This window comes from Nocardia sp. NPDC050630, assembly GCF_044457245.1.
GTDB lineage: Bacteria > Actinomycetota > Actinomycetes > Mycobacteriales > Mycobacteriaceae > Nocardia.
In genome coordinates, this window is sequence record NZ_JBITGN010000032.1 from 27,977 (window position 1) to 51,054 (window position 23,078).

The 23,078-nt window shown below is 65.5% G+C and carries 17 protein-coding genes; 6 read left to right on the forward strand and 11 right to left on the reverse strand.

Annotation, left to right across the window (positions count from 1 at the left end; translation table 11 throughout):
• Nucleotides 1-7 precede the first annotated feature (7 nt).
• Both ACIBG0_RS39295 and ACIBG0_RS39300 read right to left on the reverse strand, forming a co-directional pair.
• A complete protein-coding gene (locus ACIBG0_RS39295) occupies nucleotides 8-421 on the reverse strand; it encodes a roadblock/LC7 domain-containing protein (protein WP_011207200.1) in 414 nt (137 codons plus the stop codon).
• Nucleotides 418-4,590 carry an ATP-binding protein gene (locus ACIBG0_RS39300; RefSeq protein ID WP_397040243.1) on the reverse strand — a complete coding sequence of 1,391 codons (4,173 nt, stop codon included), beginning with the start codon at nucleotides 4,588-4,590 and terminating at the stop codon, nucleotides 418-420. Before ACIBG0_RS39300 ends, ACIBG0_RS39295 begins: the two co-directional genes overlap by 4 nt.
• 415 nt (nucleotides 4,591-5,005) lie before the next feature.
• Here ACIBG0_RS39300 and ACIBG0_RS39305 point away from each other — a divergent pair, with 415 nt between their 5' ends.
• From ACIBG0_RS39305 to ACIBG0_RS39320, 4 genes are all read left to right on the forward strand, one after another.
• A complete protein-coding gene (locus ACIBG0_RS39305; RefSeq protein ID WP_397040271.1) occupies nucleotides 5,006-7,000 on the forward strand; it encodes an AMP-binding protein in 1,995 nt (664 codons plus the stop codon).
• Nucleotides 7,001-7,145: 145 nt separating this feature from the next.
• Nucleotides 7,146-7,532 carry a hemophore-related protein gene (locus ACIBG0_RS39310; protein WP_397040246.1) on the forward strand — a complete coding sequence of 129 codons (387 nt, stop codon included), beginning with the start codon at nucleotides 7,146-7,148 and terminating at the stop codon, nucleotides 7,530-7,532.
• Between the two features lie 47 nt (nucleotides 7,533-7,579).
• Nucleotides 7,580-8,296, forward strand: coding sequence for a response regulator transcription factor (locus ACIBG0_RS39315; RefSeq protein WP_397040248.1), 717 nt, complete (start codon nucleotides 7,580-7,582; stop codon nucleotides 8,294-8,296).
• Between the two features lie 7 nt (nucleotides 8,297-8,303).
• Entirely contained in the window at nucleotides 8,304-9,674 is a 1,371-nt protein-coding gene (locus ACIBG0_RS39320) for a sensor histidine kinase (RefSeq protein WP_397040250.1), read from the forward strand.
• Nucleotides 9,675-9,722: 48 nt separating this feature from the next.
• Here the strand turns inward: ACIBG0_RS39320 and ACIBG0_RS39325 are convergent, their stop codons facing one another.
• The 4 genes from ACIBG0_RS39325 to ACIBG0_RS39340 all read right to left on the reverse strand — a co-directional run bounded on the left by ACIBG0_RS39325 (nucleotide 9,723) and on the right by ACIBG0_RS39340 (nucleotide 15,653).
• Entirely contained in the window at nucleotides 9,723-10,901 is a 1,179-nt protein-coding gene (locus ACIBG0_RS39325; RefSeq protein WP_397040252.1) for a hypothetical protein, read from the reverse strand.
• 152 nt (nucleotides 10,902-11,053) lie between these two features.
• Nucleotides 11,054-12,880 carry an ATP-binding cassette domain-containing protein gene (locus ACIBG0_RS39330; protein ID WP_397040254.1) on the reverse strand — a complete coding sequence of 609 codons (1,827 nt, stop codon included), beginning with the start codon at nucleotides 12,878-12,880 and terminating at the stop codon, nucleotides 11,054-11,056.
• A gap of 30 nt (nucleotides 12,881-12,910) precedes the next feature.
• Nucleotides 12,911-14,092 carry a type III polyketide synthase gene (locus tag ACIBG0_RS39335; RefSeq protein WP_397040273.1) on the reverse strand — a complete coding sequence of 394 codons (1,182 nt, stop codon included), beginning with the start codon at nucleotides 14,090-14,092 and terminating at the stop codon, nucleotides 12,911-12,913.
• Between the two features lie 88 nt (nucleotides 14,093-14,180).
• Nucleotides 14,181-15,653, reverse strand: a complete 1,473-nt coding sequence (locus tag ACIBG0_RS39340) for a cytochrome b5 domain-containing protein (protein WP_397040256.1) — start codon at nucleotides 15,651-15,653, stop codon at nucleotides 14,181-14,183.
• Between the two features lie 431 nt (nucleotides 15,654-16,084).
• Here ACIBG0_RS39340 and ACIBG0_RS39345 point away from each other — a divergent pair, with 431 nt between their 5' ends.
• Complete coding sequence (locus ACIBG0_RS39345; protein ID WP_397040257.1) at nucleotides 16,085-16,915, forward strand: LppX_LprAFG lipoprotein; 831 nt, start codon at nucleotides 16,085-16,087, stop codon at nucleotides 16,913-16,915.
• A gap of 284 nt (nucleotides 16,916-17,199) precedes the next feature.
• Here the strand turns inward: ACIBG0_RS39345 and ACIBG0_RS39350 are convergent, their stop codons facing one another.
• From ACIBG0_RS39350 to pdxH, 4 genes are all read right to left on the reverse strand, one after another.
• Nucleotides 17,200-17,562 (reverse strand): FKBP-type peptidyl-prolyl cis-trans isomerase, encoded by a 363-nt coding sequence (locus tag ACIBG0_RS39350; protein WP_397040259.1) that lies wholly within the window; start codon nucleotides 17,560-17,562, stop codon nucleotides 17,200-17,202.
• Between the two features lie 42 nt (nucleotides 17,563-17,604).
• On the reverse strand, nucleotides 17,605-18,909 hold the full coding sequence (locus tag ACIBG0_RS39355) for a citrate synthase (protein ID WP_397040261.1): 1,305 nt from the start codon (nucleotides 18,907-18,909) through the stop codon (nucleotides 17,605-17,607).
• A 156-nt stretch (nucleotides 18,910-19,065) separates the two neighbouring features.
• On the reverse strand, nucleotides 19,066-20,349 hold the full coding sequence (locus tag ACIBG0_RS39360) for an MFS transporter (protein ID WP_397040262.1): 1,284 nt from the start codon (nucleotides 20,347-20,349) through the stop codon (nucleotides 19,066-19,068).
• 96 nt (nucleotides 20,350-20,445) lie between these two features.
• Nucleotides 20,446-21,186: a pyridoxamine 5'-phosphate oxidase gene (gene pdxH, locus ACIBG0_RS39365; protein ID WP_397040264.1), complete on the reverse strand. Its 741-nt coding sequence runs from the start codon at nucleotides 21,184-21,186 to the stop codon at nucleotides 20,446-20,448.
• Nucleotides 21,187-21,339: 153 nt separating this feature from the next.
• Between pdxH and ACIBG0_RS39370 the strand changes: the two genes are divergently transcribed.
• Entirely contained in the window at nucleotides 21,340-22,488 is a 1,149-nt protein-coding gene (locus ACIBG0_RS39370) for a citrate synthase 2 (protein ID WP_397040266.1), read from the forward strand.
• Between the two features lie 332 nt (nucleotides 22,489-22,820).
• Here the strand turns inward: ACIBG0_RS39370 and ACIBG0_RS39375 are convergent.
• The coding region (locus ACIBG0_RS39375) for a hypothetical protein (RefSeq protein ID WP_397040268.1) at nucleotides 22,821-23,078 on the reverse strand (258 nt) is incomplete at its 5' end.

Genomic DNA, 23,078 nt, shown 5'->3' on the forward strand with positions numbered 1-23,078 from the left:
CCCACCATCAGGAACCCATCGTGACGCGTGGCGTGGCCTGCACCGTCTGGCCAACACGCTCGACCAACAGGGCCATTTCGTAGCCCACCTGGCCGATATCGCAGGAAGTATTCGTCAGCACCGCGAGGTACGAGCCGTCGCCGACTGCCATGAGTAGCAGGTAGCCATGCTCCATCTCGACTACCGACTGCAGCACGGTGCCGCCTTCGAATAGATTCGAGACGCCTACCGAGAGGCTGGCCAGTCCGGCGGTGACAGCCGAGAGCTGTTCGGCGCGGTCCACCGGCAGCTGCGCGCTCGCCGCCATGAGTAGGCCGTCAGCCGAGACCAGGACGGCATGAGCTACGCCAGGAACCTCGTTGGCGAAGTTCGAAACCAGCCAATCCAGCTGACGATTCGTACCACCTAGATCGGGGTTCATCGGTCTCCTTTATCTCCGGTTAGGTTCATTGCCTTCATTGCGCGGCCATCCCGGACGCCCTGCTGGTGACGACTCAAGCTGGACCTGATCGTTTCTGGATCGCGACGCGGTGCGCGATCGGCGTTGCCGGTGACACCGCCGGGGACCAGCCTCCCGCCCGGATTGCGTTGGGGCAACCCGGCGGCCGTCTTTGTTTCGGCCTGGGCCTCGCTGGCGCGGCGCGCCGCCTGCCAGCCTTCGTCACCCGGTGACTCGAAGGAGGCGGCCACCTGGGACCGATCCGAGTTCGGATCCGAGAGCCACGCCGACATCATTTCGGCGAAGATCGGTGTCCCACCCATGACCGAATCGGAGTCGACCGCGGGCTGCAACCTGGTCTGGAAGAACGACGCCGCCTTCTCCGGATCGGGTTTGAAGCTGTGCCGTCCCGGATCGCGCGGTGTGGTCGTCGCCCCGTTCTCCGAAACCGCGGGCGACTCACCACTGGCCGCGGGCTGGGCCGCACCGCGATCGCGTCGCGGCAGGCCGACACCCGGCGGAACTTCCTTGCGCGGCAGTACCGTCGCGCCCGGATCGCGCTGGGGCAGACCCGTCGGGCCCGCTTCCCGCTGCGGCAGACTATCGCGGGACGGTAGCAGACCGTCGCGCTGGGGCAGTCCGCTCGGCGCCTGCGCACCCGACTGACGCTGCGGTAGGCCATTCGGAGCCTCACGCTGCGGCAAACCGTTTGCGGGCGACTGACGCTGCGGCAGACCGGTCGCACCGGACTCCCGCTGCGGCAAACCATTCGAGGCCGAATCCCGCTGCGGCAGGCCGCCCGTGGTTTCCCGCTGCGGGAAACTGCTCAACGGATCACGCAAGGGATCACGCTTCGGCAGACCACCAGAGCTGTCACGCTGCGGCAAACCACCAGAGCTGTCACGCTGCGGCAAACCACCCAGCGCATCACGCTTCGGCAGACCGCCGGAAGCGGAATCTCGCTGCGGCAAGCCTGAACCGGTGTCCCGCGGCGGGATACCGGTCAGACCGGACTCCCGCTGTGGCAGGCCATTCGATGCCGACTCCCGTTGCGGCAGACCACCGGTGTTCTCACGCTGCGGCAAACCGCCCGTGCTCTCACGCTGCGGCAGACCGCCCGTGCTCTCACGCTGCGGCAGACCGCCCGTGCTCTCACGCTGCGGCAAACCGCCCGTGGTGTCGCGCTGCGGCAAACTGCTCAACGGATCACGCAAGGGATCCCGCTTCGGCAGACCACCAGAGCTGTCACGCTGCGGCAAACCGCCCGTGTTCTCACGCTGCGGCAAACCGCCCGTGCTCTCACGCTGCGGCAGACCACCGGTTGCTTCCCGCTGCGGCAGGCCACCCAAAGCATCACGCTGCGGCAGACCACTGGCGCTCTCACGCTGCGGCAAACCATTCGATGTTTCCCGCTGCGGCAGGCCGCTCGCAGGCGACTGACGCTGCGGCAGACCCGTCGCACCCGGCTCCCGCTGCGGCAGTCCGCCAGCAGCCGAATCCCGCTGCGGGAGTCCACCCGCAGCCGAATCCCGCTGCGGCAGGCCGCTCGAACCGGCCTCACGCTGCGGCAATCCACCCGACGCAGCACGCTGCGGCAGGCTCGAACCGGTATCGCGCGGCGGCACACCACCGGCACCCGGCTCGCGCTGCGGCAGACCGTTCAGCCCCGGCGCACGCTGCGGCAGACCACCCGCACCTTCGCGCGGCGGCGCACCATTGCTACCTGGCTGACGCTGCGGCAGGCCACCACTGGGCTGACCGCCCTCCGGCTGCGGCACGCCATTGCCGCCCGGCTGACGCTGGGGCAGACCGCCGGAGTTCAGATTCCGTGGCGGCAGACCACCGCCGGAAACCGTCGGTTCGGGGCCCGGCCGACTCGGCGGCGGACCGCCCGGCGTGACACTGCGCCTTGGCAGATTCGCGGCGGCGAGCTTGCCGCGCTGCGGAGCGCTCGGCGCCGGTCCGGCCGACGGGCGCAGGGTCGGATTCGGTTGCACCGGATCCTGACGCAGCCCCGAGGCCCCCGACGACATGGTGGAGCCGGGCGAACGCTGCGGCAGCCCGCCCGCCGTCGGAATCGGACCACTGCTCGCGGCCGGTGCGGGACTGCTGGTCGGGATCGGTCCACTCACACCGGGATCGACGGTGACCATGACATTGCCGCCCGGCGTCCGGGTGATCGCGCGCGTCTGCATCGACGCCGCCGCGGACGGCCGCTGCGGACTGGCCGCGACCTGCGGTGCCGCCTGCGGCATCGCGGTGGTCTGGCCCTGTCCGAGCACGATCAGATTCATCGGAACGTGCACGGTGACCGTGACGCCGGGATCCCGTGCGGTATCGAAGGTCGGCCGCAGACGCACAGTGAGTCCGTGTCGCTCGGCCAATCGGCCGACCACGAAAAGACCCATGTGTCGTGCGGTATCCGGACCCGGCTCGGCGGTCTGCTCGAGCCGCCGGTTGATATCGGCCATTTCACTGGGCGGCATACCGATGCCGCGGTCCGCGACCTCGATGAGCATGCCCTGGTCGTGTCCCTGCGCGAAGGTGAACTTCACATCGGTTTCCGGTGGCGACGCGCGTAGCGCGTTGTCCAATAGCTCGGCGAACAGGTGCGCCATATCCGAGGCGGCGGGCTCGACCAGCGAACCACGCGGTGTCGCACCCAGCTTCACGCGCTCGTAGTCCTCGACCTCGGAGATCGCCGCACGCAGCACGTCCGCGATCTCGACGGGCGCGGACTTACTGCGCCGCTGCCGGGTACCGGCGAGGATCAGCAGGTTGTCACCGTTACGGCGCATACGAGCCGCGAGATGGTCCAGCCGGAAGAGGTTCTCCAGCAGGCGTGGATCCTTTTCGTCGTACTCCATCGCCTCGATCAGGCTGAGCTGATGGTCGACGAGCGACTTGGAGCGCCGGGCCAGCGTTTCGAACATGTCGTTGACCTGGGCACGCATCTGCGCCTGGTCACTGGCCAGACGCAGGGCCTGGCCGTGGATATCGTCGACGGCGCGAGCCAGCTGACCGATTTCTTCATGACTGCGGATCGGCATCGGCTCCAGCGGCACATCCTCGGGGGACGCGCCGTTACGGAGCTGGGCGACCTCGTGCGGTAGATCGCTCTCGGCCACACGCAACGCGGCCAGGCGCAGCCGGTGCAGCGGCACGATCATCGAGCGCGCGACGAACACGGCAAGCATCAGCGCGGCGAGAATGGTCGCGATAACGACCGCGGTGTAGGTCCACGCGCCGGTATTGGCCTTGGACACCAGCGCGCTCATCGCCGAGTCGATGTCCTTGGTCGACTTGTTGACCACGCGCTCGTAGACATCGAGGCTGCCGGTGAGCGAGTTCTTCAGATCACCGACCGGGATCTTGCCGGACTGCGCCTCCGGGCTGGTCAGCAGCGAGATCCGATTATCGATACCGGCCCGCAGATCGGCGATCGAGGTGTCGCCGTCGGAAAAGCGGTGGGCAAGCACGTTGAGCATCGCCCGCTCGGTATTGGCCGCGGTGATCGCGTTCTGCACGCCAGCCGCCGAACCGCGCAGCACCTCGGGGAACGCGGCGACCTCACCGACCAGTGCGGCGCGGGTGTTCAGCGAGTCGACCAGCCGCAGCTTCGACTGTTCGATGGCCTGGTCGCTGACCTGGCCGACCGTCGTCTCGACGATGTGCACACTGTCGTTTCGGACCTGGTCGATCAGCCCGATGACTTCGGCCGGTGTCTGCGTCGTGACGTTCTTGCCCTGGGCACGAATGGCCTTGGCCTGGGTGATCATGCTGTCCAGCGACGCGCGCGCACCGGCGACACCGTCGAGCTTGCCGCCCGACTGTTCGGCATCGGCGATCACTTTGTCGAGGTCGGCCAGGTTCTTGTCCGACACGATCGACACGTTCGGCATGATCGAAATCATCTGCGAAGCAGCGGTCGTCGCCGTCTGCGCACTCAGCGCGGTGACGGCAGGGATCGTCTCGATGTTCTTCGCGGCAGCGTCCAGTCGGTTCGCGTCGGCGAACTCGGTGGTAATCCTGGACACGCCGAGGCCAACCGCGACTGCCAGCGGAACGGCCAGGACCGCCGTAACCTTCCAGCGCAGGTCCCAGTTGCCGAGCGCCCAGCGTTTGCTGCCGGACCTTGCGGCGTCACGCATCTCCCACTCACTTTCCAAACTGGCCCCAACCACGTGCCATCAGCGAACCTAGACAATCGCATGCTGGCTCGACAGGCAGAGCTGGCCGAGGAACTGCGGCTGGCCGAGAAATTGCGTCTACGACGGCCCAAATAAGTGACATCAGATTCTAACGGATCAATAACAGCTTGGGTGACGTTGAGTGTAGTTACGGGACTTGACCTGCCGAGAATCAGCAAAACCAAAGGTCGCGGCACCCACCCGGGCGTCGCGTGAAGTCTGCCACAATCGTGCTGATCTATCGAGGCGGGCATCGAGGCGAAGCTAGGGAGTCACAAGTTTGGGTACAGCATCGCGCAGCGATTCGATAGGGGGTGGCGGCCGGGACCCGGGTGGGCGTGAGAACCGCGCGTACCGGCCGGTCTATCAGACCAGCCTGGTCGATCCCGCCGAGTTCTGGGCCGAGGCGGCCGAGGCGATCGACTGGGTGACCCCGCCGACCCATATCGTCGACACCACCGCTCGCTCGATGACCAGATGGTTCCCGGACGCTCGCCTCAATACCTCCTTCAACGCCCTCGACCGGCATGTGCACGGCGGCGACGCTCCGGAGGAGGCGGATCGGGCCGATCAGCCGGCCCTGATATACGACTCCGCTATGACCGGCGTCAGAGGCGTTTTCACCTACGCCGAACTGCTCGCGAGGGTTGCCGAGTTCGCCGGTGCGATGGCGCGTTTGGGGGTCGGTAAGGGTGACCGAGTGGTCATCTACCTGCCGATGATCCCGGAGGCCGTGATCGCGATGCTTGCCTGCGCTCGCATCGGCGCGGTGCATTCGGTGGTCTTCGGCGGCTTCGCCGCACCCGAGCTCGCCGCCCGGATCGACGATGCCGAACCTGTGTTGATAATCACTGCCTCGGGCGGCTTGGAGCCGGGCCGGACGGTCGATTACCCGCCGATCGTGTTGCAGGCCCTCGACCTCGCCGAGACGAGCGCGCCGCGTCACGTGATCGTCAAGCAGCGGCCGCAATTTCCGACCATCCACTTCTCCACACCGCAGCCCGCCACCGAATCGCTGCCGAGTTCGACAGAGACCGTCGCGGTGCGATGGCTGGATTGGGAAGACGCCGTCCGCGATGCCCAGCCCGCCGATCCGGTTCCGGTCGCGGCAACCGATCCGCTGTATATCCTCTACACCTCCGGCACCACCGGAAAGCCCAAGGGCGTGGTCCGCGACAACGGCGGACATGCGGTCGCCCTGTCCTGGTCCATGCGCAATATCTACGATGTGGGGCCGGGCCAGGTGATGTGGGCCGCCTCGGATGTCGGCTGGGTCGTCGGGCATTCCTACATCGTCTACGCACCGCTATTGGTCGGCGCGACAACGCTGCTCTACGAAGGCAAACCGGTCGGTACGCCGGATGCGGGCGCGTTCTGGCGAGTGGTCGCCGAGCACAACGTACGCGTGCTGTTCACCGCGCCGACCGCGCTGCGCGCCATCCGCAAGGCCGATCCGGACGCCGAACTCGCCCACCGCCACGACCTGTCCTCGCTGCGCGCGTTGTTCTGCGCCGGTGAGCGCCTGGATCCGGCCACCTACGAATGGGCCAGCGAAACGCTGCTGGCCGGTCGATCCGACTGCCCCGTGGTCGACCACTGGTGGCAGACCGAGACCGGCTGGCCGATCTGCGCGAATCTGCTCGGCCTGCAAGAACTTCCGATCAAGGCGGGGTCGGCATCGGTGCCGGTGCCCGGCTACCGGCTGCGGGTGCTCGACGCCGAGGGCAATCCGGTCGCACCGGGTACCGAGGGCAATATCGTCATCGGACTGCCACTACCGCCGGGCACGCTAACCGGGCTATGGCGCGACGAAGGCCGCTTCCAACGCTCCTATATGTCGGCGTTTCCTGGCCACTACCTCACCGGCGACTCCGGATATTTCGACGACGACGGCTACCTCTACGTGCTCGGCCGCAGCGACGATGTGATCAATATGGCCGGGCACCGGCTGTCGGCGGGCAGCATCGAGACCGCCATCGCCGGACATGAAGCCGTCGCCGAATGCGCGGTGATCGGCCTTCCCGACGAACTCAAGGGCCAACGGCCGATCGCTTACGTTGTGCTCAAGTCCGGCATCGAGATCGATCCGGACCGCCTGCGCGACGAACTGATCGCCCGGGTCCGCGAGCAAATCGGCGCGATCGCCACACTGCACGACGCCGTCGTCGTCACCGCACTGCCCAAAACCAGATCGGGCAAGATCCTGCGCAAGACGATCCGGCAGATCACCGCGGGCGACACCTACGACGTGCCCTCCACCATCGAAGATCCCTCGGTGCTCGCCGCGCTGGAGGTACAGATCCGGGCCAGCCGCCCGCAGGGGCCCGGTCCGGAAGTCGTTGCGCCCAACGGCGATCCGATCGTGCCCTGATAACTTTGCGATCGCATTTCGTTTCACCCCTTAGGAAACCCTCAGGGATACTTCACACATGTGCCAGTGCGGGGCAATAGCGTCTAGGGCGCTGTATCCACAGCACCCTCGAAGCAGCACCCCCGAAATTCTGGAGGCACGCACCATGAAGCTCTACCGCAGTCGCCCTGCCGTCGCCGCTCTCGCCGCGGGTGGCATCGCCAGTGTGGCCGTGTTGCTGTCCCCGGCCATCGCGGCCGCGGATCCGATGACACTGGCTGGGCCGCTGCTGAACTCCGACTGCTCCTTCGCGCAGGTCGACGCGGCGCTGCACGCCAAGGCCCCACAGCTGGCGGCCATGCTCGATTCGAATCCGACCCAGAAGGCCGAACTGCAGCGCAAATTCGACCAGCCGGTCGAACAGCGTCGTGCGGAACTCCAGGCCGCCATCAACGAGAACCCGGGCGCCGCACAGGACGCCGAAAACGACCCGCGTGCATCCGGGCTGGCCGAGACCATCCGCACCGTGGCCGAAACCTGCCACAGCTACTGACGGCACACCCGGCTTGCTGACCGACTCGAGCGATACGTGCCTGCACAATGAGTGATGTGACCGAGCGGAGCGCGAACCCGACCGTCCTTGTCGTCGATGATGACGAGGATGTGCTCGCGTCGGTCGAGCGCGGGCTGCGCCTGTCCGGCTTCCAGGTACGTGTCGCTCGTGACGGCGCCGAGGCACTGCGCAGCGTGACCGAGCAGGCGCCCGATGCTGTGGTGCTCGATATGAATATGCCGGTGCTCGACGGTGCGGGCGTGGTGACGGCACTTCGAGCCTTGGGCAATGAAGTCCCGATCTGTGTGCTCAGCGCCCGCGCCTCCGTCGACGACCGGATCTCCGGACTGGAGTCCGGCGCCGACGACTATCTGACCAAGCCCTTCGTGCTCGCCGAATTGGTGGCGCGGATCAAGGCGCTGCTGCGCCGCCGCTCCGACGTCGCGGCACCCGCGACGCCGGGCGCGATCGCGGTCGGTCCGCTCGAGGTCGATATCGCCGGGTACCGCGCACTGCTCAACGGCCGCGAAATCGAGCTCACCAAGCGCGAATTCGAGCTGCTGTCCACACTGGCCCGCAATGCGGGCGTGGTGCTGAGCCGGGAGCGACTACTGGAATTGGTGTGGGGCTACGACTTCGCCGCCGACACCAATGTGGTCGATGTCTTCGTCGGATACCTGCGGCGCAAGCTGGAGGTCGAAGGCGCGCCACGGCTGCTGCACACGGTCCGCGGCGTCGGATTCGTGCTGCGAGCGCCCAAGTGAGTTGGCAATGACGTCGCAGCTATCCGATAAGCGGCGGCGGCGCACGTTCTCGCTGCGCACCCGGGTGGCCGGTGCGGCCGCGGTCGGCGCGATCATCATCGTCACGATCATCGGCGTGATCTCATCCCGGGCCATCGAGCGCAACAACCTCGCCCAGACCGATCAGCAGTTGGCCATCGCGTCGCGATTGGTGCTCATCGATTCGGTATTGGCCGTCGGTGTGCTCGGACTGGTCGGTCCGACCTACGACATGGCGGTGACGGTTCGCGACAACAACACGGTCGCGGCGAGCACACCCATTCGTCTGCCCGAACAGCCGATCGGATCGCATACCGTCACGGTGAACGGCACCCCGTTCCGAGTGCTCACCACGACTGAGAACCAACCTGCGGGACGCGTTGTCTCCCTTGGCATTCCGGCAACGACTGCGGCGCGTACCACCGCCGAGCAACAGCGCTGGGTGCTCGCCGGAGCCGGACTGGCAATCGCCACCGCCGCCGCACTCGGCTGGTTGCTCGCGGGCCGCGCCGTGCGCCCGATCGTCGATCTCACCCGACAGGTCGGTACACGCAGCGGCTACCGAGATCCGGACAATCCGCAGCCACCGGTCGACGGTTCCGGAGTTCGGGAGGCGGAAAAACTCGCCGAAGCGGTGAACACCCTGCTGCAACGGGTGGATCAGGCACAAACCGAGACCGCCGCCGCGCTCGAGACCGCACGCGACTTCGCGGCCGTCTCCGCGCACGAACTACGCACCCCCCTCACCGCCATGCGCACCGACCTCGAGGTGCTGCGCACCTTGGACCTGGACGAGGCCCAACGCGCCGAAATCCTCGCTGACCTGCAACGCAGCCAGGGCCGCGTCGAAACTACCTTGGCCGCACTGGAACGTCTCGCCTCGGGCGACCTCACACACGAGCGCGATCACGTCGACACCGACGTCGGCGACCTCTGCGATCAGGCCGCCCACGACGCCATGCGCCACTACCCCGGCGTAACCGTCCGCATCGATACCGATGCCGAACTCATCACTCGCGGCCTCCCCGCCGGACTGCGCCTGGCAGTCGACAACGCTTTGACCAACTCCGTCAAACACGGCCGCGCCACCGAGGCCGTCGTCTCCGCTCACCGAATCCCCAGTGGACACATACTGATAACCGTCGATGACAACGGCCGAGGCATCCCCGTCGAAGAACGCACCGCCGTCTTCGAACGCTTCTTCCGCGGCAGCCAAGCCAACAAAGGCGGTTCCGGACTCGGCCTCGCCCTGGTCGCCCAACAGGCCCAATTACACGGCGGCCGAGCCTATTTCGACGACAGTCCGCTCGGCGGTGTGCGCTTGGTATTGGACTTGCCCGAACGCCGAACTACCACTTGACCTGAAGAGCCGCCGCGGCCCGCGCTTCCGACACCGTTCCTTCGAGTATCAGTTGCGAACCACCTCGACCGGGTCGGTCAATGCAAGCGCAAGTGCGGACTGCTGGGCGCTGCTGCGCTGAGGCAGCGCTGAGACGGCCTTGTCGGTTTGGGTGCTGAGGTTTGTCACGATCTGTTGCAGTTGGGTGACGCCGCCGGTCAGCTGGCCTATGGCGCTTACCAATTGAGCACCGCCCTCGTCGGCGAGCTGCGGCAGGCCCTCGGCGAGTTTCGCGCCTTCGGCCAATTGCGCACTGGCACCGGTCAATCGGTCCACAACCGCGCGCAGGAGTGTGCCGAGATCGGTGCCCGGATCGACCGAAGCACCGACCAGACCGCCGAGATTGGTCAGCTGGGAACCGGCCTGACTCGAAACATTGTGCAATCCTTCGAGTTTCGCGATGACATCGGCAACCTGGGGATCGCCCGCGAAAGGAAGCGCGCGCATCAGCGGCAGGATCTGGTCCAGTCCGCCGCTTACCGTATTCGCGGTCTGCTGCACCTGTCCAATCGTGACGCCGGTCGAATCCAATGCCGAGGCAAGTTGATTTGCCTGTGCGGCGGCACCCGAGACGGTCGAGTTCAGCAATGCGATGGCCGAAGTCAGTTGTGCCGAACCTTCTTTGGCGTAGGCCAGGAAGCCGAGTAGCTGATCCGCACCCGAGCTGAACTGGTCGGCGCCCGCAGCCGCGGCACTCACCCCGGCGTTCAGCAGTTGGGTGGTCAGCTGCACCGAGGTCATCTGAGTGCGCGCCTGCGCGACCGCGGCCAAAGCGGCATCGACACCGGCAGCGCCGACTCGGTGCGTCACCGTGTTCACCGCGCCGTTCACCGCATCCGCGTCCGCGCCCTTATGCGTATCCACCGTGACCTTGGCCCGCTTCGGCTGCGCACTCGCCAGTGTGCCCATGGATTGGGTCAGATCGGCAGGCAGGGTGATCACCGCCGCGTAGTCATCCGCATCGAGCTCACCCGGCTTGCCGACGGTCCACTCGTAACCGCCGCCGTCCTGCTGCAGCCCCTGCGCGATGCGCGCACCAGTCGGCCCGGTATCGGCGTTCACCAGCGCGATACCGCTGGGTGAGCCGGATGATCTCGAGCAAGCGGTGACGGCGCCCCCGAGCGCCCCGACAACGGCAACGGCAACGGCAACGGCGAGCAACGCCCACCGGGTGCGTATTCCGGTCACAACTCCACCGCGCTAGCGCTCGGCTCCGCCGTGACCGGCAGCGCTGTGTCTTTGGTTCCTTCGCTACGCTTAGTCACACCTGCCGACCCTAGAGCTCAGAATTGGCGTCGTCGCTTACCGAAGTCTGAGAGTTCGGTAAGGACCGTAGAAGATCAGGCGAGCTCGGCGCCGGTGGGTTCCTCGGTCCGCTTCGCGGCGACCACCCTGCCGAAATCGAGCTTGACCAACTGGTCTGCGTGGTGGAAGTAGCGATCGTCGTGGGTGATCACGATGACGGTCTTCCCGCGCTGTTTGAGTTCGGTGAGGATTTCCTGATAGAAGACATCGCGGAACTTGGGCTCCTGATCGGCCGCCCATTCGTCGAAGACATAGATCTGCCGGTCCTCGAGCAGGGCGGTCAGCAGCGCGAGCCGCTTGCGCTGGCCCTGCGACAGATCGATGGTGGACAACCGCCCGTCCTGCACGGTCACCTTGTGCGCGATCTGCAACTCTTCGAGGTAACGGCGCACCTCACCGTCGAGTCCGGGCCGATCGAAGCCCAGGTATTCCTCGAAAAGATGGAAGTCGGTGAAGATCGCCGAGGAATTCTGCCGGAACCACTCGATATTCTCGTGGTCGATCGACTCGCCATTGAGCGACAGCGTGCCCGTCTGCGGCACATACAGTCCCGTGATCAGTTTGGCCAGCGTGGATTTGCCGCTGCCGTTACCACCGACGATGAAAGTGATCTGGCCGGGTTCGAAGACCAGATCGAGTGGGCCGAGCCGGAATCCGGACTCGCCATTGCTCGCCTCCGGTGGCGGGCCGAGCGGCATCGGCCGATTGTCGTGTCCGCTGTGGTCGACGAACCGATGGCCGTTGACGTCCGGCAGCGGCCCACCGGGACGTGGACCGCGACCGGGTGGATGCGCGCCACCTCGCGGATCGAGCCCGCCCGGCCCCGGCGGAAACGGCGGTGGCGGCTCCATCCGGTAGCTGTAGGTGACATTCGTCAGTTCCAGTCGCGCCGTGTCGACGGCAGGACGGTCCGTGAACGGCAACCTCTCCTCGTTGTGCATGGTCTCCATGGACAGATTCATCGCGCGAATCTTCGCCAGCGCCACATCACCGCGCAGCAGATCCGGGATGCGGTGCATGAAGTTCTGCATCGGCATCGCCAGAAACGTCGTCACCAGGACATACCCGACCATCACATCGCGCGATAGATCCAGCGGCGCGACCAGCACGAACAAGATCAGCGCCATGGTGGCGAGTTGCAGCGCCTGCCCGAAGCCCTGTGCCAGCGAGAATTTGGATCCGGCATCGACATTCTGCGCACGCAGCGTCGCGGCCGAACCGAGCAGATGCCGCTGCATGAAGTCCCGGCGCCGCCCCCGATGCAGCTTCAACTCTTTGATGCCGAGCGTCACAGCCTGGTACGACCGCAACAGCACGTCTTCGTTTTCCCGCGCTTCGCGGTAGATATTGCGCACCTGCTTGAGAATCAGCTCGACACAGGCGATCCCGAGCAGGGTGCCCGCCACGGTCACCGCGAACAGCGGACCCGACACCACCAGCAGGAAGACAAAGCAGCCGACGATGGTGGCCACGTCGATGCAGATGCTCGGAATGGCGGTCACCGCCTGCGAGAGCGAGCGCACATCCTCGGTCAGCGTAGCCATCAGACGGTGCATGCCGAGCCGTTCCAGATGCTCGAGCGGCGCCGAAACGATCCCGGAACTCAGATCCGCGCGCAGCCGATAGATCGCCTCCTGGGCAAGGCGAATCAACAGCACCTGCGACACCACGCCACTGATCAGAATGACCAGACCCGTGAGAGCGAAGCTTTGGATATTGACGTGCGGATGCGGTTCCGGTGACACCACACCCCTGATGAGGGTCACCAGAAAGGTATTTGCCGCACCGCAGACGAGGCCCGCGGCAATAACGGCCGCGATCCGCATCCAGGAGATCGACATGAGGAATCGGATGAGTTGCATGGTTGCTGCGCTCCCTGAGGCCGGTGCTTATTACCGGCGAATGATGTCGAAGATCATGCCTTCGAGGGTGACCCCCGGCGCGAAGGAGAACGCCACACCGGTCGAGATCGGCTTCGCCGTCTGCTGCTGAATCATTTGTTCCAGCACGAAAATCAGCGACACGCTCAGCATATTGCCGAACCTGGCCAGCACATCCCAGCTCAGCGCCGCCCGCTCCGGCGCGATACCGAGCGAATGCACGGACTCCTCGATGATCTTCGGCCCACCCGGGTGGATGGCCCACAGATCGACATCGGATTTCTGCAATCCATTGCGGCCCAAGACCTCGGTGACCACGGGATCGACCCCGGTGTAGATGTACTGGGGCAGATTTTCCGACAGCTCGCAGGTGATGCCGTTCTGATTGACACCGAGCACGATGCCGTCCTCGGCGCCGTCGAAGAGCTGGCTGAAGCTGTCCCGGATCACGACCTTGCCCGGCGCCAGCGGCTGCTGGACCTGACTTGCGCCGATAACCACCGCACCGCATCCGTCGCCGAACAGGCTGTGGATGATCACATCGTTGATGTTGTCGTCGAAGACGGCATTCACCGAGCTCAGCTCGATGCAGACCACCATGGCCTTCTTATCCGGATGCGCCCGAACATAATCCACAGCGGTCCGAATGCCGTTCATCGCGGCCGCGCAGCCCATGAAGTTCACCACGACCCGCCCGACCGATGGCGACAGCCCGAGCTGCTTCACCACCGCGACATCCACGCCAGGCGCGATGAAACCGGTGCTGGTCACGAAGACCAGTAAGCCGATCTCCGCCGCCGCATCCTCGATACCGGCGAGAGCGCGGCCCGCGACATCGACGGCCAGCGGCACCGCGTGGCGGTAGAACAGATTCATCCGGTCCCGGATCGTGCCGCGCTCCCGGCCGAACTGCAGGAATTCGGGATCGAGTGGATCGACCACCAGGCGACGGCTGTCGATCTTCGTCTTCTGGTAGATCCGCGAAATCCGCGCCCGCTGTCGCGGATCGGTGAACAGCTCGGCCACCCGATCGGCGGCGCCGGCCTGGTCGACCAGTTGGCTCGGCGCACCGGTCGCGATGCTCTCGATCACCCCGACCGTGGTCGGTGGCGCGGGCGGCAGCCCGTGCTGCACGAGGCCGTGGCCGTGCTCGTCCCCCTGACGAGCCGCCGACGTTTCCTCATCGATAGTGATTGACACGAAATTCTCCCCGTTCTTGTGAAAAATGGTGATCGGCGCCGCGCTTGTCCAGCGGTTCGATCGGTCGATCTCCGGAATCGATTCAGACCGTGCCGATTCCGGTGAATCCCTGCACCGTGTAGACGGCACAGGTTTTCAGCGCCCCGGGCGAGCAGTGCTCGCGAATGAAGCCCCAATTCCGTTCCTCGGCTTCGCGGGAGGGTGACAAAAGGTAGGTGCGGCAGAGTTTGGGGAACCGATCGGTGAAGAAACTCTTCGCCGGCAGCCACTCGACGTCGAATTTCGCTGACTCCTCGCGCAATACGTCCTCGGTGGCGATATTCGCGAAACCGCTGCGCTGGAACGGCAGGACGTGGTGAACGCGGTGCGAACTCAAGCCGGCCGCGAGAAAGCAGTCGATATAACGATTTCCGATAACCTTCAGGTCGTATGCCTGCTCCACCTGATTGACGGCCCAGTCCTCGGTATCGGCGGCGGGAAGTTCCTCGGCTTCCACTTCGAAATCATGGCTCGCGACAACCAGGAAGGTACTGATCCACAGCGTCACCACGAATTGCAGTGCCCAGGCCCAGAAGTCGCCCGCCAGGGCGAAGACCACCAACTCGCCGAGCAATAGCGCGCGCACGCCGAATGAACCGATGAAGTGTGGCAGCGCACCACCCCAGGTACCGTACATATCTTTGATGCCGACCTTGCGGGTGAGGCGGCAGACATCGAGGAGTCGAATTGTCATGCCGGTCACCGTGTGCCCGAATTTGTGCAGGGTGTGAATCGGCACCCGATACAACCGTGGCACCCGCATCATCATGGTGAAGACGTTCTTCTTGATATCGACTTCACTCTGGGTATGCGGGTGGTGCAAGAGCGCGTGTCCATCCGCGGTGACGAAAGCCAATGCGACATAATTGAAATCGAAGGTATTCGTATAGATCTTGTTGAGGCCCTTTTGCGCACGATGGATCGCGTAGTGGCCGAATCCGGCCAGCGAGCTGCGCAGCAGCACCATCAGGATCACGAAGACGGGCAGCGGCATCCAGCTGCGCTCGACCAGGCGCAAACCCTGCACCGCGAAGTAGGCGACGGCCAGTACGGCGACCACGATGTTGAAGATCGTATCCATGCGCTGCAATCGCGCGGCCAGTTCCGGCTCTTTCAGTCGTGCCTTGACCTTGTGCAGCAGATCGTCTTTATTGTCGAATCGGTACTTCGGAGTGTCCTGCCAGCTGTCGAAGCCCTCTTTGAACAGGAAGTCGGGGGCGTTGGCCTTCGGATGGATGTCCTCCGGTAATGCGTTGCGCCCCACCGCATATCTTTCGAGCATTCGCCCGATTCGCTCGGGATCGCGGTGATAGGACCCGATGATGGAGGTGATATCGCGATTTTTCGTTCGCCCGATGAAGAACTCGCCGCCGGGATGTTTGGAGATCCAATCGCTCAGATCGTAGGCTTTTCCGTTGTAAACCCACACATTCGACAGTTGCGGGCCACCGCCGGGCGGCGGGCCGGGCGGTCTACGGAAGTCCCGCTCCTCCGCTTCCGGCTGGCTGTTCGTCATCGCATTCCTCCGTGTCTGATCCGCGGTTCGGTGGCCGTCGTCGGCCCCGGGGTTATGGCGTGTATCGCGGACAGGCGCGGGGGCGCTTCATCCGGCGAACCGGATGTCCCCCCGAAGTCACACACACTGCCTGAGCCTTCGTGACAGCATCGTGCTTGCAGCGCCTTACATCTCACTAAACAATCCCTTAACCCGGTAACTTTCGCGTCGGATTCCCCCCGATCTCTGCGAGAAGACCGAACCAAGGGTAACGTCGGCACCCGCAGCATGCGCGGCTCACCTCGACTTCGCTTGCGAACGGGGTCGAGTTACTCTGCGCGACAGGCTAATCTGGCGGTCGAAATGCTGCACTACACCCGGGCGGCAGCACCAGCTGTCCCCGTCAATCCACCCGGTCGTACCCGACCTCGCACTCTTCTGGGGGCAGAACATTGAGTGATCTGACAGCGCGAGCACGCACCTCGCACCGAATTCGACTTCGCCGACCGGGACTCGTGCCCGCCGTGGTCGCGGCGTCGATGTTCGCTGCACTGGTGACAGGCTGCGACTCCAGCTCCGACTCGAAGACCACCTCGTCCGCGCCGCCCTCGGGTCAGCTGCCCGATGCCGCGCAGATCGTGCAGGAGTCCGCAAGGACCACCCAGACCCTGCAGGCCGTGCATCTGAATCTGAAGGTGGACAACCTCACCACCCTTCCGGTGGAGAGCGTCTCGGCCGATGTGACCAACCAGCCGCAGGGCGCCGGACAGGCTATCGGCGAGGCGAAGGTCAGGACCAAGCCCGAGGCCGACTTCATCCAGGCCAAGTTCCTGGTCGTCGACAAGGAAATGTACGCACAGACCGGTAGCTCCTCCGCCTACGCCAAAATCGGTCCGGCGGAACAGATCTACGACCCGGGCGTAATCCTGGACAAGGACAAGGGTCTGGCCAACCTGATCGCCCAGGTGAAGAACCCGAAAGTGGAGGGCAGGGAGAAGGTCGACGGCACCGACACCGTGAAGTTGACCGGAACCATCGACTCCACGGTCATCGATCCCATCGTCCCCAAGTCCGGTGACCCGGCGGGCACGTTCCCGATCACCCTGTGGATCGCGGATGTCGCCCCGCCGTCGGGTTCGGCTTCGGCCCTGCCGTCGAACGCCGCCTCACCCGGCAACGGCCCGAACCTGGTTCAGGCTGTCGTCAAGCGGGATCCGGGCACCATCAAGGTGACCCTGTCGGCGTGGGGTAAGCCGGTCAAGGTCACCGCACCGCCGAAGTAAGGCACACATACCGCAAACCGGTCCGGGATGCGTGACGGTGGCAGCAGCCGTCATCCGAATTCCCGGACCGGTTTTCGCGTCTCAGGCATCGCGCCGTGCACACGCCCCGCAAAGCGACACCAACACTGAATGCCCAGCTGCGCGCACGAATTGCTCCGCCGCGCACCGATTGTCCCCACGAAACTGTGCGTGGCGCGCTAAATCGTGCGCGGCGCCTACACGGCGTTAGGAAATGACCGCGGCCCGTGCTCTGTGAGAGCACGGGCCGCGGTTGGGTTGTCAGGTCAGTTGACGACGTCGAGCAGGTCGATCACGAAGACCAGGGTCTTGCCGGAGAGCTTGTGGCCGGAACCGGCGGGGCCGTAGGCGAGCTGCGGCGGAATGGTGAGTTGGCGGCGGCCGCCGACTTTCATGCCGGGGATGCCGTCCTGCCAGCCCTGGATCAGGCCGCGCAGCGGGAAGCTGATGGATTCGCCACGGTTCCAGGAGGAGTCGAATTCCTCGCCGGAGTCGAATTCCACGCCGACATAGTGCACCTCGACGGTGCCGCCGGGCACTGCCTCGGCGCCCTCGCCCTCGACGATGTCCTTGATAACCAGCTCGGTGGGAGCTGGGCCCGCCTGGAATTCGATCTCCGGCTTGGTCATTCGGCTATCCCCTCTGATAGGTGATGGTGGATTGGGTTGAAATTAGCGGCCGTCGATCTCGTGGTAATCACGGTGACCGTAACCGGTGTAGATCTGGCGCGGACGGCCGATCTTCAAAGGCTCGCTGTGCATTTCCCGCCAGTGCGCGATCCAGCCCGGCAGCCGGCCCATAGCGAACAGCACGGTGAACATGCGGGTCGGGAAGCCCATGGCCTTGTAGATGACACCGGTGTAGAAGTCGACGTTCGGGTACAGCTGACGCGAGATGAAGTATTCGTCGGTCAGCGCTGCCTCTTCGAGAGACTTTGCGATATCGAACAATTCGTCGTCGCCGCCGAGCTTGGACAGGATCGCGTCGGCATGCTTCTTGGCAATCGAGGCGCGCGGGTCGTAGTTGCGGTAGACGCGGTGCCCGAAGCCCATGAGCTTCACGCCGTCTTCCTTGTTCTTGACCTTGCGGATGAATTCCTTGACATTGCCGCCATCGGCCTTGATGCCGTCCAGCATCTCCAGCACAGCCTGGTTGGCGCCGCCGTGCAGCGGGCCCCACAGCGCGTTGATGCCGCCGGAGACCGAGGTGAACAGGTTGGCGTCGGAGGAGCCGACCAGGCGCACGGTCGAGGTGGAGCAGTTCTGCTCGTGATCGGCGTGCAGGATCAGCAGCATGTCGAGCGCGGCGGCGATCTCGGGGTCGACCTCGTAGGGCTCGGCCGGGAAGCCGAAGGTCATCCGCAGGAAGTTCTCCACCAGGCTCAGCGAGTTGTCCGGGTAGAGGAAGGGCTGGCCGACCGACTTCTTGTACGAGTAGGCCGCGATGGTGGGCAGCTTCGCCAGTAGTCGGATGGTCGATAGCTCGACCTGTTCGGGATCCTTCGGGTCCAGCGAGTCCTGGTAGTACGCCGAAAGCGCGTTCACTGCCGAGGACAGCACCGGCATCGGGTGCGCGTTGCGCGGGAAACCGTCGAAGAACCGCTTGAGGTCCTCGTGCAGCAGGGTGTGGCGGCGGATCCGGTCGGTGAACTCGTCCAGCTGCGCCTGGGTCGGCAGCTCGCCGTAGATCAGCAAGTAGCTGACCTCGATGAAGGTCGAGGATTCGGCGAGCTGGTCGATCGGGTAGCCGCGGTAACGCAGGATGCCCGCTTCGCCATCGATGTAGGTGATCGCCGACTTGGTCGGCGCGGTGTTCATGAATCCGGGGTCGTAGGTCACGTACCCGGTGCTGGCCAGCATTTTGCCGAGGTCGACGCCGTCATTGCCTTCTTTGGCTTCGGCGATCGTCATGGCATATTCGCCGCCGGGGTAGCTCAAAACCGGCTTGGCGTCGTTGATGTGGTCTTTTTCGGGCACGGAAGGATCCCTCTCAGGCTAGGACCGTCGGCATCGGGGTGCGGTCGGCACGGCGGTGCTCTCACGTAGACGCTAGTCGCTACTCGCGCGGCCCGAGAACGAGGGTGCCCACCGACCGACCTCACAAACAACTTCTGCTCAGGTGAGGTTTATGACTCATCCCGGCACGGTCACCGAGTGCGACCTGGCAACGCGATAGCGCACAAAGGCCGGGAACACGAGCGCAGCCAGCACCACCCCGATAACGACGAGCACACCGCCGCCCGCCGCGGCCACCGCGGTACCCAGGCTCGCCGCCGCAAAACCGTGGGCAACATCACCGATGCGCGGGCCACCCGCGACGATCACGATGAACACCCCTTGCAAGCGGCCGCGCATCTCGTCGGTGGTGACCGTCTGCAGCATGGCGATGCGCAGCGCGGCCGAAACCATATCGACCGCACCGCCGAAGGCCGAGCAGCCCAACGCGATCCACAGTCCGGGTCCGATCCCGAGGCCGTGCCCGGTCCAGCCGACCGCGACGCCGAAGCCGACCATCGCCAGTCCCCACAGCGCGATGCAAACCACCACCGCGAGCCCTTGGCGGCGCACATGCGAGATCCAACCGGAGAAGACTCCGCCCAGCACCGCGCCCACCGACATGGAGGCGAACAGCAGGCCGAGCGCCACGCCGCCGCTGGCCGGATCACCGAAGGTCTCGTGCGCGATTTGCGGGTAGAGCGCGCGCGGCATGCCGAAGACCATGGCGATCACATCGACCACGAAGGAGGCCAGCAGGATGCGCTGTGTCGCCAGATAGGCGAAACCGTCCAGGACGGTGCGGAATCCGGCCTTGCGCGCGGTGCCGGTCGGCGGGATGGCGGGCAGTCGCCACACCGCCCATACGCTGGCGAGCAGCGCGATCGCGTCGATCAGATACAGGGTGGACAGGCCGACCACGGGGATCAGCACACCTGCGAGCACCGGTCCGGCGATGGCGCCGGTCTGCTGCACGGTCATGCTGAGCGCACTGGCCGCCGCCAGATGTTCGGTGGGTAGCAATCGCGGTATCGCGGCGCTGCGGGTCGGCTGATTCACCGCGAACAGCGCCTGCTGCACGGCGAAAAGTGCGAGCACGATCCAGACGTTGTCGAGTCCGACCGCGGCCTGCGCCCAGAAGGCGACCGCGGTCACACCGGTGCCGCAGTTGGTGATGAGCATGAGTTTGCGCCGGTCCATCACATCGGCAAGCGCGCCGCCCCACAGACCGAACACGATCAGCGGGACCAGGCCGAACAGGCCGGCCAGACCGACATAGCCGGAGCTGCCGGTGATCTGGAAAATCTGCTGCGGCACGGCCACCACGGCCAACTGCGACCCGATGACGGTGACGATATTGCTGGTCCACAGCCGACGGAACTCGGGATAGCGCAGCGGGGTGGTGTCGGCGAGCAGTTTCACCGACCGCAGCGTAATGAGTCGGTCAATGGCGCAACAATGTTGGGTTCGACGATTCAGCGTCGCGGAGCGCTTCGACCAGGGGTTGCCGGGGGCTTTCTAGGGTTGTAGTCGGTCGACTGTCATGGTGTCGCCGCTGATCCGCACCCGGATCCGGTTGTGCAGCCGTCCCCGGCGACCCTGCCAGAACTCCACCTCGTCGGGGCGGATCAGGTAGCCGCCCCAGTGCGGCGGCACCGGGATTTCGTCCACATCGGCGAAGCGAGCGGTGGTCTCGGCCAGGGTGCGATCGAGTTCGGCGCGCGAGGCGATCGGCCGGGACTGGCGCGAGGCCCAGGCGCCCAGCTGCGAATCGCGTGGCCGGGAGCGCCAGTAGACGGCGGTCGTCTCGGCGGATACCAGCTCGACCGGCCCGCGCACATGCACCTGTCGACCGAGTGCGGGCCAAACAAAGGTCGCGGCGGCGAATGGCACGCCAGCCAACTGGTTGCCCTTTGCCGAGTCGTAATTCGTGTAAAAAGTCACACCTTCCGGCGAGAGGCCTTTACACAGCACCGTCCTGGCGACCGGACGCGGCCCGATATCGGTGAGTGCGACAGTCGCGACGACCATGGCATTGGGCTCGGCAATGCCGACCGCGGTGGCCTGTTCGATCCAGTGCCGAAGCAGCGGCTCCCACCCGCCTGCCAGCCAGTTTTCATCCAGATCGGTGTCCTCTCCGCTGCCGAATGGCATGCCGCCGTAGTCGACTCGCATTGCTGCCAAATCGCTCGCCGGGAAAAGCACCCGGTCGCTTGCGGCCATTTCCTGACCGAGAGATGAATTGTCCAGGTCACGCATGGGCCAGACGTTACTCCGCGGTAGCAGGGAGCTAAGGTTTTGTTGATCGGCATGTGCTCGGCGAGCCACACCCATATCGACGAGAACAGGCCTTTTCCAGCGACCCGCAAGTCGTCGCCAAGGAACGAACCGAAGTGCAAGGAGAGTCACAGAATGACTACCAGCCATGCGGTGCCCAGCGGGCAAACCGCCGTACCCCCTGATTTCGTCAGTGGACTGGAAGGCGTGGTGGCATTCACCACCGATATCGCCGAACCCGATAAGGACGGTGGCGCGCTGCGTTACCGCGGCGTCGATATCCAGGACCTGGTCGGCTCGCAGGTGACCTTCGGCGACGTATGGGCGCTGCTGGTAGACGGCGAATTCGGGCGTGGCCTACCGCCCGCGGAGCCGTTCCCGCTGCCGGTGCACACCGGTGACGTGCGCGTCGACGTGCAGGCCGGACTCGCCATGCTCGCCCCGATCTGGGGCTACCAGCCGCTGCTGGATATCGACGACGAAACCGCGCGGGAGAATCTGGCGCGCGCCTCGGTGATGGCGCTGTCCTATGTCGCGCAGTCCGCGCGCGGCATCTACCAGCCCGCGGTGCCGCAGAAGAAGATCGACGAGTGCACCACGGTGACCGAACGGTTCATGACCCGCTGGAAGGGCGATCCGGATCCGCGGCACACCGAGGCCATCGATGCCTACTGGGTTTCCGCGGCCGAGCACGGCATGAACGCTTCCACCTTCACCGCCCGGGTTATCGCATCGACCGGCGCCGACGTCGCCGCGGCACTGTCCGGTGCGATCGGCGCGATGTCGGGCCCGCTGCACGGCGGTGCGCCGGCGCGCGTGCTGCCGATGATCGAGGCCGTCGAAAAGTCCGGTGACGCACGTGCTTTGGTCAAGGGCATCCTGGACCGCAAGGAAAAGCTGATGGGCTTCGGCCACCGGGTCTACCGGGCCGAGGATCCGCGGGCGCGCGTGCTGCGTGCCACCGCGCAACGCCTGAACGCCCCCCGCTTCGAGGTCGCCGCCGCGCTCGAGCAGGCCGCGCTCGCCGAACTGCGCGAGCGTCGTCCGGACCGCGCCATCGAGACCAATGTCGAATTCTGGGCGGCGGTCATCCTCGACTTCGCCGAGGTCCCCGCGCACATGATGCCCGCGATGTTCACCTGCGGCCGCACCGCCGGTTGGTGTGCCCACATCCTGGAGCAGAAGCAGCTCGGCAAGCTGGTCCGCCCGGCCGCCATCTACACCGGCCCCGGCCCGCGCCAGCCCCAGGACGTCACCGGTTGGTCCGCCGTCGCACACGTCTAGCCCACGAGCTCCTCAGCCGGTCGCCGTGGTGGGACCCATTGCCCGCCACGGTCGCCGGCTATTTGCAGCGATATGCCCGACCAATCGACCGCCGCGGAGCTCGTCTTACGAACGAGGAGTTCGCGGCCGTCTCGCGGCCGAGCCATCCCACCGCATACCGCAGGCCCGGGACCGACCACCCAACACGCATGCACCAAGTGCCGAACACCCCAGCCATCACAACAACAACGGAGCGAGTCTTACCAGCGAGGATTTCGCGGCCCGTCTCGCGTCCGAGCTGTCGAAGCGCATGCGCCCGCACACGCGGGACTCGCCTTTCCGGCATGCGTGCATCAGGTGCCGAACACCCCGGCCATAACAACCACAACGGAGCGAGTCTTACCAGCGAGGATTTCGCGGCCCGTCTCGCGTCCGAGCCGTCGGAGCGCATGCGCCATAGTCGCGAGTCGGCCCCTTCCCGCATGCGCGCACCAAGTGCCGAACGCCCCGCCACCCCCAACCACCACGGAGCGAGTCTTACGAGCGAGGAGTTCGCGGCCCGTCTCGCGTCCGAGTCGTCGAAGCGCATGCGACGAAGTCGCGAGTCTCGA

Excerpts from the sequence above, each read along its gene's own strand:
- ACIBG0_RS39330 (WP_397040254.1), bottom strand. The coding sequence starts at position 12,880 with ATGCAACTCATCCGATTCCTCATGTCGATCTCCTGGATGCGGATCGCG.
- ACIBG0_RS39340 (WP_397040256.1), bottom strand. The coding sequence starts at position 15,653 with ATGACGAACAGCCAGCCGGAAGCGGAGGAGCGGGACTTCCGTAGACCG.
- ACIBG0_RS39315 (WP_397040248.1), top strand. The coding sequence starts at position 7,580 with ATGAGTGATGTGACCGAGCGGAGCGCGAACCCGACCGTCCTTGTCGTC.
- pdxH (WP_397040264.1), bottom strand. The coding sequence starts at position 21,186 with ATGCGTGACCTGGACAATTCATCTCTCGGTCAGGAAATGGCCGCAAGC.
- ACIBG0_RS39310 (WP_397040246.1), top strand. The coding sequence starts at position 7,146 with ATGAAGCTCTACCGCAGTCGCCCTGCCGTCGCCGCTCTCGCCGCGGGT.
- ACIBG0_RS39350 (WP_397040259.1), bottom strand. The coding sequence starts at position 17,562 with ATGACCAAGCCGGAGATCGAATTCCAGGCGGGCCCAGCTCCCACCGAG.
- ACIBG0_RS39295 (WP_011207200.1), bottom strand. The coding sequence starts at position 421 with ATGAACCCCGATCTAGGTGGTACGAATCGTCAGCTGGATTGGCTGGTT.
- ACIBG0_RS39370 (WP_397040266.1), top strand. The coding sequence starts at position 21,340 with ATGACTACCAGCCATGCGGTGCCCAGCGGGCAAACCGCCGTACCCCCT.
- ACIBG0_RS39320 (WP_397040250.1), top strand. The coding sequence starts at position 8,304 with ATGACGTCGCAGCTATCCGATAAGCGGCGGCGGCGCACGTTCTCGCTG.
- ACIBG0_RS39300 (WP_397040243.1), bottom strand. The coding sequence starts at position 4,590 with ATGCGTGACGCCGCAAGGTCCGGCAGCAAACGCTGGGCGCTCGGCAAC.